Raw genomic sequence first — 14850 nt, forward strand, 5'->3', positions numbered from 1 at the left:
AACCAACAACCATGTTAAAACAAGCATTAATTATCCTTTTTATAGCAGTACAATCAATTTCATTCGGCCAAACAAAACTCGCTTCCATTTTTAGCGATCAAATGGTATTGCAACAAAATGAAAAAGTTTCATTTTGGGGAACTGAAAAACCAAAGAAAAAAATCACCATATCTGCAAGTTGGGGAGCAACGTCAGCTGTTAAGGCAGACACTAATGGAAACTGGTCTGTTAAGATCCAAACACCGAAAGCAGGTGGTCCATATTCTATCAAGATAAATGGATCTGACGTTATTGTTTTGAAAGATATTTTAATCGGAGAAGTTTGGTTGTGCTCTGGTCAATCCAATATGGAAATGCCTGTAAAAGGGTTTCTAAATCAACCTATAAATGGTAGTCAGGAAGCTATTTTAAATGGTAACAACGACCAGCTTAGAGTTTTTAAAATTAAAAGAAACCAATCATTGCAACCTATAAACGAGGTTGCTGGATCATGGAAAAAAGCAACTTCTAGCACAGTTGGAAATTTTAGTGCCACAGCCTATTTTTTTGGTAATAAAATCCAACAATCAATAAAGGTTCCGGTGGGTTTAATTGTGACTTCCTGGGGTGGCTCAAGAGCAGAAGCTTGGACAGATGCAGCTACACTTGAAGAATTCAAATCTGTTCAATTACCAACTAAAATACCGCAAAAGGAGATTCAAAAAACACCTACCGTTTTGTACAATGCTATGTTGCATCCTGTTATTGGCTACACCCTTAAAGGAGTTATATGGTATCAAGGTGAATCTAATAAAAATCATGCCTCTGAATATGAAAAACTAATCACTTCTATGGTAACCTCTTGGAGAGCTAGTTGGAACCAGGGGGACTTTCCTTTTTATTATGTACAAATAGCACCATTTAACTACGAAAAAAAAGCAAATTCTGCATTCCTAAGAGAAGCACAATTACACACCATGAAAAGCCTTAAAAATTCAGGAATGGCAGTAACCTTAGATATAGGAAACCCAACTTACATACATCCTGCTGAAAAAAGAAAAGTTGGAGAACGACTTGCTTATTGGGCCTTAGCAAAGGATTATAAAATTTCTGGTATTGAATATGTTGGACCAACATATAAAGCAATGAAAATTGAAGGCTCAAAAATAACTTTAACATTCGACAACGCACCGAACGGTATTTCTTCTTTTGGAAAAAAAGTAACTGGTTTTGAGTTAGCTGGAGGAGATAAAGTATTTTATCCTGCGAATGCGAAAATCATTCGAAAAGGGTACCCTAATGGCGCTGTATTATTAACTAGTGAAAAAGTAAAATCTCCCATTGCGGTTAGATATAATTTTCACAATTTGGTAGAGGCGAGTATTTTTAGTACTGCAGGTTTACCAGCTTCTTCCTTTAGAACTGATACTTGGAAAGAATAAAAAAAGCGTTTTAAAGTATATTTCTCAATCCAGACAATAGCGGGTCTAATTTCAGAGTTATCCATAATCAAAACAATATATACAGAGGGTTTCTTATAAATATTTCCGTAAAATATCCGTCAAAGTAAAATAAATTAGTCTCTATCCATAGATTGTAAAAGCTTTTTTTATTTTTGAGCCATGGAAAAATTCATTGAAAAATTACCGAAAGCAGAATTGCATTTACATATAGAGGGAACTTTTGAACCCGAATTAATGTTCGAAATTGCAAAAAGAAACAAGATAGAGATTTCGTTTAAATCCATAGAAGAAATAAAGGCAGCATACGAGTTTGATTGTTTGCAAGATTTTTTAGATATCTATTATCAAGGAGCAAATGTTCTAATACATACTCAAGATTTTTATGATTTGACCTACTCCTATTTAAAAAAATGTGCTGATCAAAACGTAAGACATACTGAAATTATGTTTGATCCTCAAACACATACTGATAGGGGTGTTTCTTTTGAAACTGTGATTACAGGGATCTCCAATGCAATGAAAGATGCTCAGAACAACTTAAAAGTATCTTCACTATTAATTATGAGCTACCTTAGACACTTAAGCGAGGTAGAAGCTTTTAAAACTTTAGAGGCCTCACTACCATTCAAACATTTGATCACTGCAGTAGGATTAGATTCCTCTGAAAATGGCAACCCTCCTTCAAAATTTAAAAAGGTTTTTGAAGCATCAGTAAATGAAGGATACATACCCCTAGCACATGCAGGTGAAGAGGGAAATGCTGACTATGTTTGGGAGGCTATTGATATATTAGGCATCAAAAGAATTGATCATGGAAACAATGCATTGCAAGACTCTAATTTGGTAAAAGAAATTATTAAAAGAGATATTGCTTTAACAGTATGTCCTTTATCCAATACTGCTTTGCAAGTTGTAGATGATTTATCCAATCACCCATTAAAAAAAATGATGGAACTTGGTTTAAAGGTTACCGTAAACTCTGATGATCCAGCTTATTTTGGAGGTCAAATAAATAAAAACTTTATCGATATACAGAAAGCTTTGCACTTAACTGTTGAAGATATCTATAACTTGAGTAAAAACTCATTTGAGTACTCTTTGTTAGATTCAAAAACAAAAACAAAATATATTGATGAATTAAACGAATACTATTCTAAAAATAATTAAGATGATTCTAGATAAAATCTCCAATAGTCATATATACAGTTCGGTTCATAAAGGTTTTGAAAAAGTTTTCGATTTTATAAAAAACAATGACTTAGCAGCAATTGATTTGGGAAAGCATCTCATTGACGGTGAAAACGTTTTTGTAGTTGTTATGGAATACACAACTCAAGAAGTGGCAGAATGTAAATCTGAAACACATAAAAAATATATTGATATTCAGTATATGATTGAGGGGTCTGAACATATTGGGATAACTACCCTAGATCAACAACAGCCAACAACACCTTATAACGAAGAAGGAGATTATATGTTCTATACCCTAGAAAACTTGCCACTGATTCAATTACATAAAGGTCATTTTGCTATATTCTTCCCCGATGACATCCATCAAACCATGATGCAAATTGACCAACCGGCACCTTTAAGAAAAGCTGTATTCAAAATTCTTAAATAATTATTTTTTATGACTTGCTAAAAATTCTATTGAGTGGCCGATCATTTTATCTTTTGCGTCATCTAAAGAATTAGAATATGAAAACAAAACAACTTGATCCTCTCCATAGACATCAAAGTCAATGATTGGATCATGAGTTTTGACGTCAAACATTTTTACTTTTGCCGACAAATGAATCATCTCCGTTGTAGTATTATATTGACCATTATTAAAATCTCCAGCCCCTGTATATGTCGTAGTATTATTTATTATTTTCTTTAATTCAAACTCATCTAAAATAATCACATAGTCAGTTGTACACTCTTTTAATAATTCTTGAACTTTTAAATAGCTTTTTTTTGAAGCCATTGTATTTATGTGGTTCCATTCTGAAGAAAAGTCATAAATAGCTTTATGGAATGTAGCCCCGTTTAGGGAACTGGCAAATTGCTTTGCAATAGTTGCTACAAAATCAACGTCACTATTATAATTCTTGTACAGGGTCTTTTCATAATTATGTACAAAAACTCTATCTAACCCTACTACTGTAACCGACTTTTTATTTAGGTGTTGTACTTTCTCGTAACTCGTAATATTGGTAACATAATTGGGTGTTACACAAGACACAACCGAAAATAAAAATAGAACACAAGCAATTTTTTTCATCTGTGAGTTTATTTTATTCTCCGTTATAAGTAACATAATTCCTTGGTGTTTCATACAAAGTAACACCTAAATCCAAGTCACTTTTTATATGTTTTCGTAATATTTTCCAAATAACAACAGCAATATTCTCTGCCGTTGGATTTAAGGTTTTGAACTCCTCTACTTCTCTGTTTAGATTTTTATGATCTAATTTTTCTTCGACCTCCGAGGAAATTAATTTTCTTAATATTTTCATATCCATTACAAAACCTGTTTCTGGATCTACTTCACCTTTCACCGCAACAATCAATTCATAATTATGACCGTGATAATTAGGATTGCTACATTTACCAAAAACATTTTTGTTTTTTTCATCATCCCAAGCTGGGTTGAATAACCTATGAGCGGCATTAAAGTGTGCCTTTCTATGTACTGTTACTTTCATTTAAATCTTCTTCTGCTTGTTTTTTAGAGCACTAGACCACAGAACATTTCCTAAAATAACATATCCAATAGTAAAAAATATGATATAATTAATCCAGAAATTTTCATCGTAAAATAATTTTTCGACAGGCATTTCATTTTTCGTGAATAATAATTTACCCAACATACCGAAAAAACTAAACACAAACCCTACGAATAATTTGTAAAGTGTTTTTTTCATTTCACGAAATCGTAGAATTTTTCAAATATAATTTTAAACCAAGCCGTATAAATATCAGGTTGTTGAGCAATATCTTCTTTAATAGCCTCAGGAGTCATCCATTTATAACTTTCAACTTCTTCTTTATTGATATTTGGTTCACCATTATAATGACCTAACAGCACATGGTCCAATTCATGTTCTGTCAAACCATTGTCAAAAGGAGCTTTGTAAATAAATGAAAAAGCCTCTTCTAACTCTGTTACAAACCCCATTTCCTCTTGAAGTCTACGTTTACCAGCATCCAAATTAGCTTCACCATCTCTTTGGTGACTACAACAAGTATTTGCCCATAAAAGCGGCGAATGATACTTATCCGCTGCTCTTTGTTGTAACATTATTTCTCCCTTATCATTTTGTACAAAAACTGAAAATGCTCTGTGTAAAACAGCTTTCTCATGCGCTTCCATCTTTGCCATCAATCCTATTTGTTGATCATTCTCATCAACTAATATCACTTGTTCTTCTACCATCAAATTCTCTATGTAACTATAGTTTTATTATTTATTATCTGTCACCAATCGGAAACCTTCACCATGGATATTTATAATTTCTACCGAAGGATCTTCCTTCAAGTATTTTCTTAATTTTGCAATATATACATCCATACTTCGCGACGTAAAATAATTGTCATCTCTCCATATTTTTGTCAATGCCAATTCTCTAGGCATTAAGTCATTCTTATACAAAGCTAACATTTTCAACAACTTGTTCTCTTTTGGAGATAACTTTATTGGGTCATTTCCTTTAAAAGAAAGTTGTCTAAGCTTTGAATTTAAAAAGAACGAACCGATCTCAAATTCAAACATATCATCCTCCGCACTTTTGTCAGTATCTTTGCGCTGCAAAATTGCATTAATTTTATATAATAATACCTCTGAATCGAAAGGTTTATTTAAATAATCATCTGCTCCTACTTGATATCCTTTCAAAATATCCTCCTTCATCGTTTTTGCAGTCAAAAATATAATGGGGATTTCTTTATTTGTTTTTCTGATATCTTCCGCTAAAGAAAATCCGTCTTTCCTTGGCATCATCACATCAAGAATACACAAATCATAGTCATTATTCTTGAACTCAATCAAACCTTCTAAACCATCTTTTGCATGCGTAACATCATAGTTACTGATGGATAAATAATCCTTTAAAACAATTCCAAAATTTGGATCATCTTCTACTAGTAAAATCTTTTTATTACTCATATCTATATTTTTTTAAGACACCAACGGAAGTATAATTGTAAAAGTACTTCCTTTTCCTTTTTCACTTTCCACAAATACTTTCCCGTGATGATTATCAATTATTTCTTTCACATAAGCCAAGCCTAATCCATGACCTTTTACATCATGTACATTTCCTGCTTGTTCTCGATAAAACTTCTCAAAAACTTGCTTTTGGGCAGCTTTGCTCATCCCAATTCCATTGTCTTTTATTTTGACAGTTAAAGACTTTACTGTGTTCTCTATAAAAATATCTATTTTAGGCGAGTTTTCAGCATATTTAATCGCATTTTCAATAATATTCACAAATACGTTTGTCAAATGAAACTCATTCCCTAAACCTTCTGTCAAAGTTTGATTGCTATGAATTTCTAAGATTCCATTTTTATCCTTTAATAACAAAGCAGTATGAGAAACAGCATCTTCTAAAATCTCTGAATAATCAACAACCACTTTATCCATCTCTATCTGATTCTTCTCTAGTTTAGAAATACGCAACACATTCTCTACTTGAGCATGCATCCTTTTATTTTCTTCTTTGATCATAGAAACATACTTCATCACCTTTTCATTATCATCGATTACAACTGGATTTTTTATCGCATCCAGAGCAAGATTAATGGTAGCAATGGGTGTTTTAAATTCATGAGTCATATTATTGATAAAATCCGTTTTAATCATAGATATTTTCTTTTGTTTCGCCATTTGATACAAACTACTTGCAAATGCAACCATAATAATTATGGTAAAAAATATCGACAATAAAAACATCAAGCCTATATCAGAAAATATATAATGCCCTTTTTTAGGAAATGCCACCTGTAAAGCATAATTATTTTGATGCCTGTCCTTGGTAAATAACGGAGCCGTAAAACTATGTGCTTCAGAAATTCTAAATTTCGGTGTTTTGATGTCCGTAAGTAAGCCTTTATCAAACACACCAAAATCATAATCTAAATCAATACCTAAACCAGCTAATTCTTTGCTGAAAATTTCTTTAACAGACTTTACTGAAAGACGCGATTCAATTGGTTTTACTTTGTTATGATAAGTATCTTCCAAGGTCATTTTTTCAATCTCATTTAAACTATTGAAAAATGTAAAACGCTCTACGGGGTTTACTTTAGAAAGTTCTGTATTATCCGTTAAGTTTTTAACCTTGTAAACATCATTTTTACTGGAAACAGAAGAAATTAAAATGGAGTCATTTTTAAAAAAATTATTAACTCCTTTATAAAAGGTTTTCTCATACACACCACTTGATGCAAAACGAAAAGTTTCATTAGTAGATGTATTGATTTGCTCATATACAAACTTTGTAAAATCAGCTTGTTTTGCGAACTTTTTATTCTGGAAAAAATCCATAAACTGAACAGTAAAGTCTACAAAATCTTTTTTATAAAGCCGTTCATTAGTTCTTGCCAAGGCATAATTCACATCATGTGAAAACTGTTTTTCACGAATTTCAATTGCATTACTAATCCAAAAAACCTGAACCGTAATAATTCCAACAAGAGAAATACTCATTAAGAAAATAATAAGAACAAAAATCTTTTTCCTCATAACTCAAAAATAGGATTTTATTAACACTGTCTCCCCTATTTTAGTAAGTTTTTAATAGCAAATTAAGGATATTAACGAATAATTAAGAATAATGATAACCTACAAAGCCTACCGTTAACGCAGCCTTATAATAAGAACTTTTCATGAAGTTGTTGTACTTCCAATTTTGTCTTCTCTAAATCTGTATTGTAAAGAATCAAATCGGTTTTTTTCATCTTCGCTTCATCCGACAATTGATTGTTAATTCTTGCTTCTATTTCTGCTCTTGTACTTCCATCTCTTTTCTGAATACGTTCTAGCTTAAGCTCTAATGGTGCAACCACCAACACAACAGCATCAAACTGTGATTCAGATTTATTCTCAAATAACAACGCACTTTCATAAACGATATAAGGAGCTTTTTGAGTGCTGCAAAATTCCTGAAAATCATTTTGCACGGCTGGATGAACAATCGCATTCAGTGCTGTTAATTTAGATGCATCATGAAAAACGATACTTGCAATAAATTTTCTATTCAACTCTCCATTGACATAAGCTTTCTCTCCAAACAATTTTGTTACGGCAGTAACCACCGTTTTATTGTGGTGCATTATTTTTTTCGCTTCAATATCTGAAACATAAATAGGAACATTTAACTCTTTAAAAAAATTAGCAATCGTGGATTTACCACTTCCTATGCCACCTGTCAATCCAATTACTTTCATTTATGTATCAAATATTCTATCCTATCCGGAACCAATCTAATCGATGAGACCAAACTTGGTTTTTCTATTAATTTAGGTACTAAATAATGTTTATTCTGACCATTGGATTTCTTATAATCACAGATAACCTTAAAATCTGAAGCAGCGATCTTTTTATAATTACTCAATCCAACTTGAAAAACAACTTTTACGGTATTCGGGTACGTCGTTATTCTTGTATCCAATGGAAGTCCTTCTATTTGGAAGGGAATTTCAAAACTATCCTCTGTAAATTTTTCTACTTCTGCCACTACTTGTACTTTTTCAGCACTGTAAATTAATTTATCAAGTCCTTTCGGTTTTACTAAAGAAATTTCCCTGTAAACATCATCAATAACATTCACAAGTTTCAGGCTTTCTGAACTAATCTCATTTATCTTATTCACTTGAATTTCTGGACCGCTTACCTCAATCGAATCAGGAACCAAAAAAACTCTATTTGAAACATTGTAACCCGACTTGAATCTTAGATCTAAATTAGAAATTACGGGAATTTTTTTATGTTTATTAAACCCCAATTCAAAGAACAAAGTGTCTTTCTCAAATCCAATCAATTTTATATGTTTATCTAGTTGATTTTGTATTTGAGTTTCTTTTGTTCGAGACAATAAATAATAGGAATACCCACCATTGGCAACTACATTTCTTAAATTCATTTTCAATGGAGCTCCTTTCATTTCTTCTCTTAAAAGTTTAAAACCAGTACCCTTTACAATCAAAGAAATTTGTTTACTTGGATTGTTCTGAAACAATTTAGAACTTGGAAGATTTTGATACTCTACATTATAAACTACCACCGTTTCATATTCCTTTGATAATTTAGTCAAAAACCAAAACAAGGTAGATATCAATAAAAAAACAATCAAAACATGCTGTTTTTTTGTAGTGGATCTTTTGATAAAACTTTTTGTTATTCGGCCTTTCATAGAAGCTTTTTACTTAAAAAAATAAATATACAAAAAGAGATTCGCTCTCTTATTATAACTCTACTAATTCGTTAAAATTAGTCAAAAAAAAAGTGAGCCAAAGCTCACTTTTAAATATTTTTGGAATCAAACTAGCTCGTTTTTACAGCATATTGCTTACTTAAATCCATAGATAACGAAGATTTCTCAAATTTAATCTTCCCAGCTCCAGTTTCAATTACAACAGTTGCATCGTTGATTTCAACTATTTTCCCGTGAATTCCACTTGTGGTAACCACCTTTGATCCTTTTCCAATTTCACTCTGAAATTTTTTCTCGTTTTTTTGCTTTTTAATTTGCGGACGAATCATGAACAAGTATAAAACAATGAACATTAATGCAAATGGTAATAAACTTTGGATGCTAAACTCTCCGGCCTGTAATGGTAACATAATTGTATTTTAATTTATTAGTACTTTATTTTTTTTCTTTTGGATTTACAAATCCTGTAATTTTCACGGTCTCTTTACCTGATTCTGTATTGGTAACCAAAGTAATAGTTTTAGAAATTTTATTACGTTTCCCACGAGAATTAAATTTAACTTTCATTGGAGCAGAAGCACCAGGCTTAATCGCATCTTTTGGCCAATCAGGAATTGTACAACCACAAGTAGCGCTTGCTTTTTTAATTATTAAATCTGATTTTCCGGTATTGGTAATCACAAAACTTGTTTCTACCACATCTCCCTCATTTATCTTCCCAAAATCATAAGAAGCTTTATCGAAAGAAATTACTGGTAAATTCTCATATTTCACATCTCTTTCCTTTGCAGATGCAACATTTTCACTTTTAACCTTTGACGCTGCACTTTCTTTACAAGAAACAACACTCAAAGCAACTGCTACTAATAATATTATTTTTCTCATCTTAATTTTGTTTTCGTAAATGTAACAATTAAAAAAATATGGAAAATTATTTTTTCCTTCAAAAAATCTTAAAATTTCCCTCTACCAATTTTATTTAATTTATTGGCTGCTTCGTATTCTTTACACAACTTATCTAAAACTCCATTGATAAAAAATCCACTTTTTGGTGTAGAGTAATCTTTGGCTAATTCTATATATTCATTGATTGTAGCTTTTGTTGGAATTGATGGAAAATTCAAAAACTCACAAATTCCCATTTTGATAATAATCATATCTAAATCTGCAATCCTATCAGTCTCCCAATTCGGAGTCTTATTCTCAATATCCTTTTCGAAAGTTTTATGATTTAAAACTGTTTTTCTAAACAAATTAGAAACAAATTTTTTATCATCATCATCTTTAAAAATTCTCCCCAGCACCAATGATTTGTTCTCTTTTAAACCTTGCAATGTTTTAACAACCCAGGTATTTACAAAAGGAATATCATCTACCCAGCTAATATTAATATCCTCAAAATAATCCGCTAATTTTTCATTTGGAGCAATAAACTCAGAATATAGCGCTACAACAAACTTTACATCTTCTTTGAAAGAACTTGTTTCTTTCTCCATATATTTTTTATACAAAGCACTTTTTAATAAATGCTCATATATAGTTCTAATATATTTTTCTTCAAGATGCCAGTTATCTAAATTATGCTCCTCTTTATAAGTTTGAAAAGAAATACTCTCGTCAATCAAAGCTAAAACTTTGTTATCTATAAATTTGGTATTCGGATTTAAATCCTCTTTTGTTGCAAAATGTTTCTTTTTAGAAATTTCAATTTGCTCCTCTGCCAAATGCTTAATTCTTGGCAAAGTATCCAACATTAAAACATACAAATCGTACATTTTTTCAATACTATTGTTCAAAAAGTTTTCTTCTTTTACAATGTTATCACTATTTGATGTAGTTAATGCATATACAGATTGCATTACTTTTACACGAATATGTCTTCTGTTGATCATTTTAAAGAACTTAAGATTTATGTTTCAATACGGGCACAAAAGTACTATTTATTTTGTTTGTCTTTGGGAAAACGATGGTTTTTTTTTCTTTAGAAAACACTTTGTAGCAATCCATTGTTTTCAATTAAACACGTATCTTGCAGGCTTAAAAATAATTTCCTATTCATCGGCTATAAATGAAAGCATTACAACATATAAACAAATACTTTTTCAAATACCGTTATCGTCTTATTGCAGGGATTGTTATCTCTATTCTTTCTAGATATTTGGCAGTTAAGGTTCCAGAAATAGTGAAAAACTCTATAAATGTTGCTGATGATTACAGAACCGGTGTAGTTACTAGTATTGAGATTGTAAAAGATGAATTGTTTTATAATGTGTCATTAATCATTGGACTCGCCTTTTTATCTGGATTTTTTACTTTTTTAATGAGACAAACAATCATTGTAACCTCTAGATTGATTGAGTTTGATTTGAAAAATGAAATCTTCCAACAATACGAGCGTCTTTCTGTCAATTTTTACAAAAAAAATAGAACGGGTGACTTAATGAATCGTATCAGTGAAGATGTAGGAAAAGTTAGAATGTATGTTGGTCCTGCCGTGATGTATACGATCAATATGTTGGTTTTATTTAGTGTAGCCATTTACAAAATGATTCATATTGATGTAAAGCTTACTTTGTATACCTTAATTCCGTTCCCATTACTTTCGGTATCCGTTTTCTTTTTAAGTCGCGTCATTCATAAAAGAAGTACCATCGTACAAGAATACCTATCTAACCTGACCACCTTTGGACAAGAAATATTTTCAGGAATCAACGTAATTAAATCTTACAATACTGAACAAAATATGTTGAAGAGTTTTGAGGAACTTTCCAATGGCAGCAAAGAAAAAAACATCAAGCTATACAAAGCCCAGGCCCTATTTTTCCCTTCTATGATTTTACTTATCGGGATTAGCAACTTGATCGTTTTATATGTTGGTGGGATGCAATACATAAATGGAATCATTAGTATTGGGACCATTGCTGAATTTATTATGTACGTAAACATGTTAACCTGGCCCGTGGCAATAGTAGGTTGGGTTACTTCTACCGTTCAACAAGCCGAAGCTTCACAAAAAAGAATTAATGAATTTTTAAAACATGATCCTGAAATTAAGAGCGGAACAGAAGCCCCTGCTCAGTACCGTGGTGAAATACTATTTGATAATGTTAGTTTAGTCTATGACGACACTAATATCACTGCTATTAAAAACATGAGTTTCCATGTAAAAGCAGGCGAAACCGTTGCTATTTTGGGTAAAACGGGTTGTGGTAAGTCTAGTGTATTAAATCTGATTTCTCGTATGTATGACCCTACAACAGGAAATATAAGTATCGATGGAATCAATCTAAAAGATCAAGATCTAGCTGAAATGAGAAAACACATTGGTGTGGTACCGCAAGATCCGTTTTTGTTCTCTGACAGCATTGCAAATAATATAAGATTTGGAATAGAAGATGCTGACCAAACAACGATTGAAAAAGCTGCTAAAGATGCCGTGATCCACGATAATATTATGGGCTTCAAAGAAAAATATGAAACCGTATTAGGAGAAAGAGGAATTACCATCTCTGGTGGTCAAAAACAACGTATATCAATCGCAAGGGCGTTGATCAAAAATCCAGAAATTTTATTATTTGATGATTGTCTTTCTGCGGTTGATACCGAGACAGAAGAGCTTATTTTAAACAACCTTAAAAGAATTTCTCAAGATAAAACCACTTTTATCGTTAGTCATAGAATCTCTTCCGCTAAATATGCGGACCGCATACTAATCGTTGATAATGGGGAGATTATCCAACAAGGAAAACACGAAGACCTTATAAAAGCTGCAGGTTATTATAAAGAACTATACGAACAACAACTTTTAGAAAAAGAATAATGAAAATATTTTGTTGAGTTAAATATTTTTTTAGATTTGTGATGTAATCTAAAAAAAATTAACATTTTTAAATAGGAAAAATCGCATGAAAGAAAACATTGAACAAGAAGAGATATTTTCACAAATATTAAGAGCAGGAAGAAGAACTTATTTTTTTGATGTAAGAGCTACCAAAGCAGGAGATTACTATCTTACCGTTACTGAAAGTAAAAAATTCACACATGATGATGGGTCTTTCCACTATCAAAAACATAAAATTTACATTTACAAAGAAGACTTTAACGAGTTTAACGAGATGTTAAGCGCTGCTACCGAGTTTATTTTAAATGAAAAAGGATCTGAAGTAATAAGTGAACGTCACCAAAAAGACTTTAAAAGAGAAGAAAAGGAACCGGCTTTAGAAAGCGTTTCCTCTAGCTTTACTGATGTAAACTTTGATGACATTTAAGTCAACATTTATCAAATAAAAAACTCTTTAGAAATTCTAAAGAGTTTTTTTTTATTTTAAGAAAAAAATTTATTCGAACTATTAGTAAACAATTTAGCAGCTCCGGTACCTAACAAAAATCCAACCGTTGCTCCTGTTAATATATCTATCGGAAAATGCACGCCTAGATACAATCTACTATAAGCAAAGAACAACGGGAATAATACGAATAGATAAATATATTTAGTATATTCTTTAAGGCATAATATAGCAAAAACAGTAACCACGGTTGATGTAGTTGCATGACCTGATATAAAACTATAATTCTGTGGATTGATCAATGTTCTTAACTGATCTTGAATTTCTGGATCATTGTTTGGTCGTAATCGCTCAAAAATTGCACGAATCATATTTACAAATTGATCTGAAAACGCTACTAGCACAGCCAAAAACAACAATAGATACATCCCTTTTTTCCAACCAAGATATCTAAAAAACAAGAATATAACCAAAATAAACACGGGCGCCCAATGGAATTGTTTTGTAATAAATAACCATAGACCATCCCATTGTGGCGATCCTAAATTATTTAAGAAAATTAAAAGCTGCTTGTCTAACTGAATTATTTTTTCAAACATTATTTTACTATTTCAATAATTTCTAATTCAAATATTAATTTTGCTTTTGCGGGAATAGGACCATAGCCTCCTGCTCCATATGCTAAATCATATGGAATAAAAAATCGTGCTTTATCACCTGCATTTAATAGAGCAATACCTTCTGTCCACCCTTCAATAACTCTATCTACACCCAATGTAAACTGGAATGGTTTATGTCTTTTATAAGAAGTATCAAATACTTTTCCATCTACAAAATATCCTTTGTAATGCACTTTTACATTATCTCCTTCCTTAACTCTTTTACCATGACCTTTATCCAACACCAAAATTTTCAACCCTGAAGCCAACACTTTTGCTTTTTCTTCTTCCATTGAAAGAGAAAATAACAAACTATCTTTTTTAAACTTTTCTTTTACTAGTAATTCTGCTTGAAGCTTCTTTTCTCTAGCGATTTCTATCGCTTTTTCTGGAATAAACTTCTTAGCCGTCTCCCCTTTTCTTACAATAGAAACAGAAACAATTTTATCATCTTGCTGAATAGAATCAATAATATCCAAGCCTTCAATCACTTTACCAAAAACGGTATGCTTACCATCTAGCCAAGAGGTTTCTTTGTGTGTAATAAAAAATTGACTCCCATTACTATTCGGACCAGAATTTGCCATGGATAAGGTTCCTTTAGAATCATGTTTATGCAGCAACTCTCCTAAACTATCCTTTGGAAATTCATCTTCAAAAGTATATCCTGGTGTTCCTTTTCCGTTTCTTAAAATATCTCCACCTTGAATCATAAAGTCTTTAACCACTCTATGAAAAGGCAATCCTTTATAAAACCTTTTCCCTATTAAAGAGTCGCTCACCCTTGTATTGGTACCTTCAGTCAACGATACAAAATTCGCAACCGTAATAGGTGTTTCTTGATAAAACAACTCTACAATGATCTTACCTTTCTCTGTATCGATATCCGCAAACATGCCATCATAAGGATGAGAGCGATCACAACTTATTAGGATTACAATAATAACGAGAGGTAATAGTTTAAATATTTTCATAGTATTTTTTTTCTAAAAGCAAAAATAGCAATTCCTATACATAAAGTATAAAAATTGCTACAATTATA

The 14850-nt window shown here is 31.6% G+C and carries 17 protein-coding genes; 5 read left to right on the forward strand and 12 right to left on the reverse strand.

What is annotated here, in order from left to right:
* Positions 1 to 11: 11 nt before the first annotated feature.
* The 3 genes from AC2DZ0_RS04160 (at position 12) to AC2DZ0_RS04170 (ending at position 3063) form a co-directional block, all read left to right on the forward strand.
* Positions 12 to 1421, forward strand: coding sequence for a sialate O-acetylesterase (locus AC2DZ0_RS04160; RefSeq protein WP_484643881.1), 1410 nt, complete (start codon positions 12 to 14; stop codon positions 1419 to 1421).
* 180 nt (positions 1422 to 1601) lie between these two features.
* Positions 1602 to 2609, forward strand: a complete 1008-nt coding sequence (locus AC2DZ0_RS04165; protein ID WP_484643882.1) for an adenosine deaminase — start codon at positions 1602 to 1604, stop codon at positions 2607 to 2609.
* A gap of 1 nt (position 2610) precedes the next feature.
* Positions 2611 to 3063: a NanQ anomerase/TabA/YiaL family protein gene (locus AC2DZ0_RS04170; protein ID WP_484491762.1), complete on the forward strand. Its 453-nt coding sequence runs from the start codon at positions 2611 to 2613 to the stop codon at positions 3061 to 3063.
* On the opposite strand, the gene AC2DZ0_RS04175 is transcribed toward AC2DZ0_RS04170, so the two are convergent.
* The 10 genes from AC2DZ0_RS04175 to AC2DZ0_RS04220 form a co-directional block, all read right to left on the reverse strand.
* Positions 3064 to 3708 (reverse strand): hypothetical protein, encoded by a 645-nt coding sequence (locus AC2DZ0_RS04175; RefSeq protein WP_484491763.1) that lies wholly within the window; start codon positions 3706 to 3708, stop codon positions 3064 to 3066.
* 13 nt (positions 3709 to 3721) lie between these two features.
* Entirely contained in the window at positions 3722 to 4132 is a 411-nt protein-coding gene (locus AC2DZ0_RS04180) for a 6-pyruvoyl trahydropterin synthase family protein (protein ID WP_484491764.1), read from the reverse strand.
* 215 nt (positions 4133 to 4347) lie between these two features.
* Positions 4348 to 4863: an isopentenyl-diphosphate Delta-isomerase gene (gene idi / locus AC2DZ0_RS04185; protein WP_484644825.1), complete on the reverse strand. Its 516-nt coding sequence runs from the start codon at positions 4861 to 4863 to the stop codon at positions 4348 to 4350.
* A 27-nt stretch (positions 4864 to 4890) separates the two neighbouring features.
* Positions 4891 to 5592 carry a response regulator transcription factor gene (locus tag AC2DZ0_RS04190; RefSeq protein WP_300320952.1) on the reverse strand — a complete coding sequence of 234 codons (702 nt, stop codon included), beginning with the start codon at positions 5590 to 5592 and terminating at the stop codon, positions 4891 to 4893.
* 12 nt (positions 5593 to 5604) lie between these two features.
* Positions 5605 to 7173 carry a sensor histidine kinase gene (locus AC2DZ0_RS04195; protein WP_484643884.1) on the reverse strand — a complete coding sequence of 523 codons (1569 nt, stop codon included), beginning with the start codon at positions 7171 to 7173 and terminating at the stop codon, positions 5605 to 5607.
* A gap of 125 nt (positions 7174 to 7298) precedes the next feature.
* Positions 7299 to 7877 carry a dephospho-CoA kinase gene (gene coaE / locus AC2DZ0_RS04200; protein WP_484643885.1) on the reverse strand — a complete coding sequence of 193 codons (579 nt, stop codon included), beginning with the start codon at positions 7875 to 7877 and terminating at the stop codon, positions 7299 to 7301.
* Positions 7874 to 8842: a YbbR-like domain-containing protein gene (locus AC2DZ0_RS04205; protein ID WP_484643887.1), complete on the reverse strand. Its 969-nt coding sequence runs from the start codon at positions 8840 to 8842 to the stop codon at positions 7874 to 7876. The genes coaE and AC2DZ0_RS04205 overlap by 4 nt, the downstream gene beginning before the upstream one ends.
* Positions 8843 to 8973: 131 nt before the next feature.
* Positions 8974 to 9273 carry a preprotein translocase subunit YajC gene (gene yajC / locus AC2DZ0_RS04210; protein ID WP_484491769.1) on the reverse strand — a complete coding sequence of 100 codons (300 nt, stop codon included), beginning with the start codon at positions 9271 to 9273 and terminating at the stop codon, positions 8974 to 8976.
* 25 nt (positions 9274 to 9298) lie between these two features.
* Positions 9299 to 9748 carry a DUF1573 domain-containing protein gene (locus tag AC2DZ0_RS04215; RefSeq protein ID WP_484643889.1) on the reverse strand — a complete coding sequence of 150 codons (450 nt, stop codon included), beginning with the start codon at positions 9746 to 9748 and terminating at the stop codon, positions 9299 to 9301.
* A gap of 68 nt (positions 9749 to 9816) precedes the next feature.
* On the reverse strand, positions 9817 to 10755 hold the full coding sequence (locus AC2DZ0_RS04220) for a transcription antitermination protein NusB (RefSeq protein WP_484643890.1): 939 nt from the start codon (positions 10753 to 10755) through the stop codon (positions 9817 to 9819).
* Between the two features lie 176 nt (positions 10756 to 10931).
* On the opposite strand from AC2DZ0_RS04220, the gene AC2DZ0_RS04225 reads away from it, so the two are divergent.
* Positions 10932 to 12683, forward strand: a complete 1752-nt coding sequence (locus AC2DZ0_RS04225) for an ABC transporter ATP-binding protein (protein WP_484643892.1) — start codon at positions 10932 to 10934, stop codon at positions 12681 to 12683.
* Between the two features lie 85 nt (positions 12684 to 12768).
* Positions 12769 to 13131: a PUR family DNA/RNA-binding protein gene (locus AC2DZ0_RS04230; protein ID WP_484643894.1), complete on the forward strand. Its 363-nt coding sequence runs from the start codon at positions 12769 to 12771 to the stop codon at positions 13129 to 13131.
* Positions 13132 to 13187: 56 nt separating this feature from the next.
* On the opposite strand, the gene AC2DZ0_RS04235 is transcribed toward AC2DZ0_RS04230, so the two are convergent.
* Both AC2DZ0_RS04235 and AC2DZ0_RS04240 read right to left on the reverse strand, forming a co-directional pair.
* On the reverse strand, positions 13188 to 13748 hold the full coding sequence (locus AC2DZ0_RS04235; protein ID WP_484643895.1) for a phosphatase PAP2 family protein: 561 nt from the start codon (positions 13746 to 13748) through the stop codon (positions 13188 to 13190).
* Entirely contained in the window at positions 13748 to 14782 is a 1035-nt protein-coding gene (locus AC2DZ0_RS04240) for a peptidylprolyl isomerase (protein WP_484643896.1), read from the reverse strand. Before AC2DZ0_RS04240 ends, AC2DZ0_RS04235 begins: the two co-directional genes overlap by 1 nt.
* Positions 14783 to 14850: the final 68 nt, after the last annotated feature.

This window comes from Flavicella sp. IMCC45668, from assembly GCF_057219105.1.

Bases quoted from the DNA above. Each gene is read 5' to 3' on its own strand.
- AC2DZ0_RS04240 (WP_484643896.1), bottom strand. From the start codon at position 14,782: ATGAAAATATTTAAACTATTACCTCTCGTTATTATTGTAATCCTAATA.
- AC2DZ0_RS04215 (WP_484643889.1), bottom strand. From the start codon at position 9,748: ATGAGAAAAATAATATTATTAGTAGCAGTTGCTTTGAGTGTTGTTTCT.
- yajC (WP_484491769.1), bottom strand. From the start codon at position 9,273: ATGTTACCATTACAGGCCGGAGAGTTTAGCATCCAAAGTTTATTACCA.
- AC2DZ0_RS04175 (WP_484491763.1), bottom strand. From the start codon at position 3,708: ATGAAAAAAATTGCTTGTGTTCTATTTTTATTTTCGGTTGTGTCTTGT.
- AC2DZ0_RS04180 (WP_484491764.1), bottom strand. From the start codon at position 4,132: ATGAAAGTAACAGTACATAGAAAGGCACACTTTAATGCCGCTCATAGG.
- AC2DZ0_RS04160 (WP_484643881.1), top strand. From the start codon at position 12: ATGTTAAAACAAGCATTAATTATCCTTTTTATAGCAGTACAATCAATT.
- idi (WP_484644825.1), bottom strand. From the start codon at position 4,863: ATGGTAGAAGAACAAGTGATATTAGTTGATGAGAATGATCAACAAATA.
- AC2DZ0_RS04190 (WP_300320952.1), bottom strand. From the start codon at position 5,592: ATGAGTAATAAAAAGATTTTACTAGTAGAAGATGATCCAAATTTTGGA.
- AC2DZ0_RS04220 (WP_484643890.1), bottom strand. From the start codon at position 10,755: ATGATCAACAGAAGACATATTCGTGTAAAAGTAATGCAATCTGTATAT.
- coaE (WP_484643885.1), bottom strand. From the start codon at position 7,877: ATGAAAGTAATTGGATTGACAGGTGGCATAGGAAGTGGTAAATCCACG.
- AC2DZ0_RS04235 (WP_484643895.1), bottom strand. From the start codon at position 13,748: ATGTTTGAAAAAATAATTCAGTTAGACAAGCAGCTTTTAATTTTCTTA.
- AC2DZ0_RS04205 (WP_484643887.1), bottom strand. From the start codon at position 8,842: ATGAAAGGCCGAATAACAAAAAGTTTTATCAAAAGATCCACTACAAAA.
- AC2DZ0_RS04195 (WP_484643884.1), bottom strand. From the start codon at position 7,173: ATGAGGAAAAAGATTTTTGTTCTTATTATTTTCTTAATGAGTATTTCT.
- AC2DZ0_RS04225 (WP_484643892.1), top strand. From the start codon at position 10,932: ATGAAAGCATTACAACATATAAACAAATACTTTTTCAAATACCGTTAT.
- AC2DZ0_RS04165 (WP_484643882.1), top strand. From the start codon at position 1,602: ATGGAAAAATTCATTGAAAAATTACCGAAAGCAGAATTGCATTTACAT.
- AC2DZ0_RS04230 (WP_484643894.1), top strand. From the start codon at position 12,769: ATGAAAGAAAACATTGAACAAGAAGAGATATTTTCACAAATATTAAGA.
- AC2DZ0_RS04170 (WP_484491762.1), top strand. From the start codon at position 2,611: ATGATTCTAGATAAAATCTCCAATAGTCATATATACAGTTCGGTTCAT.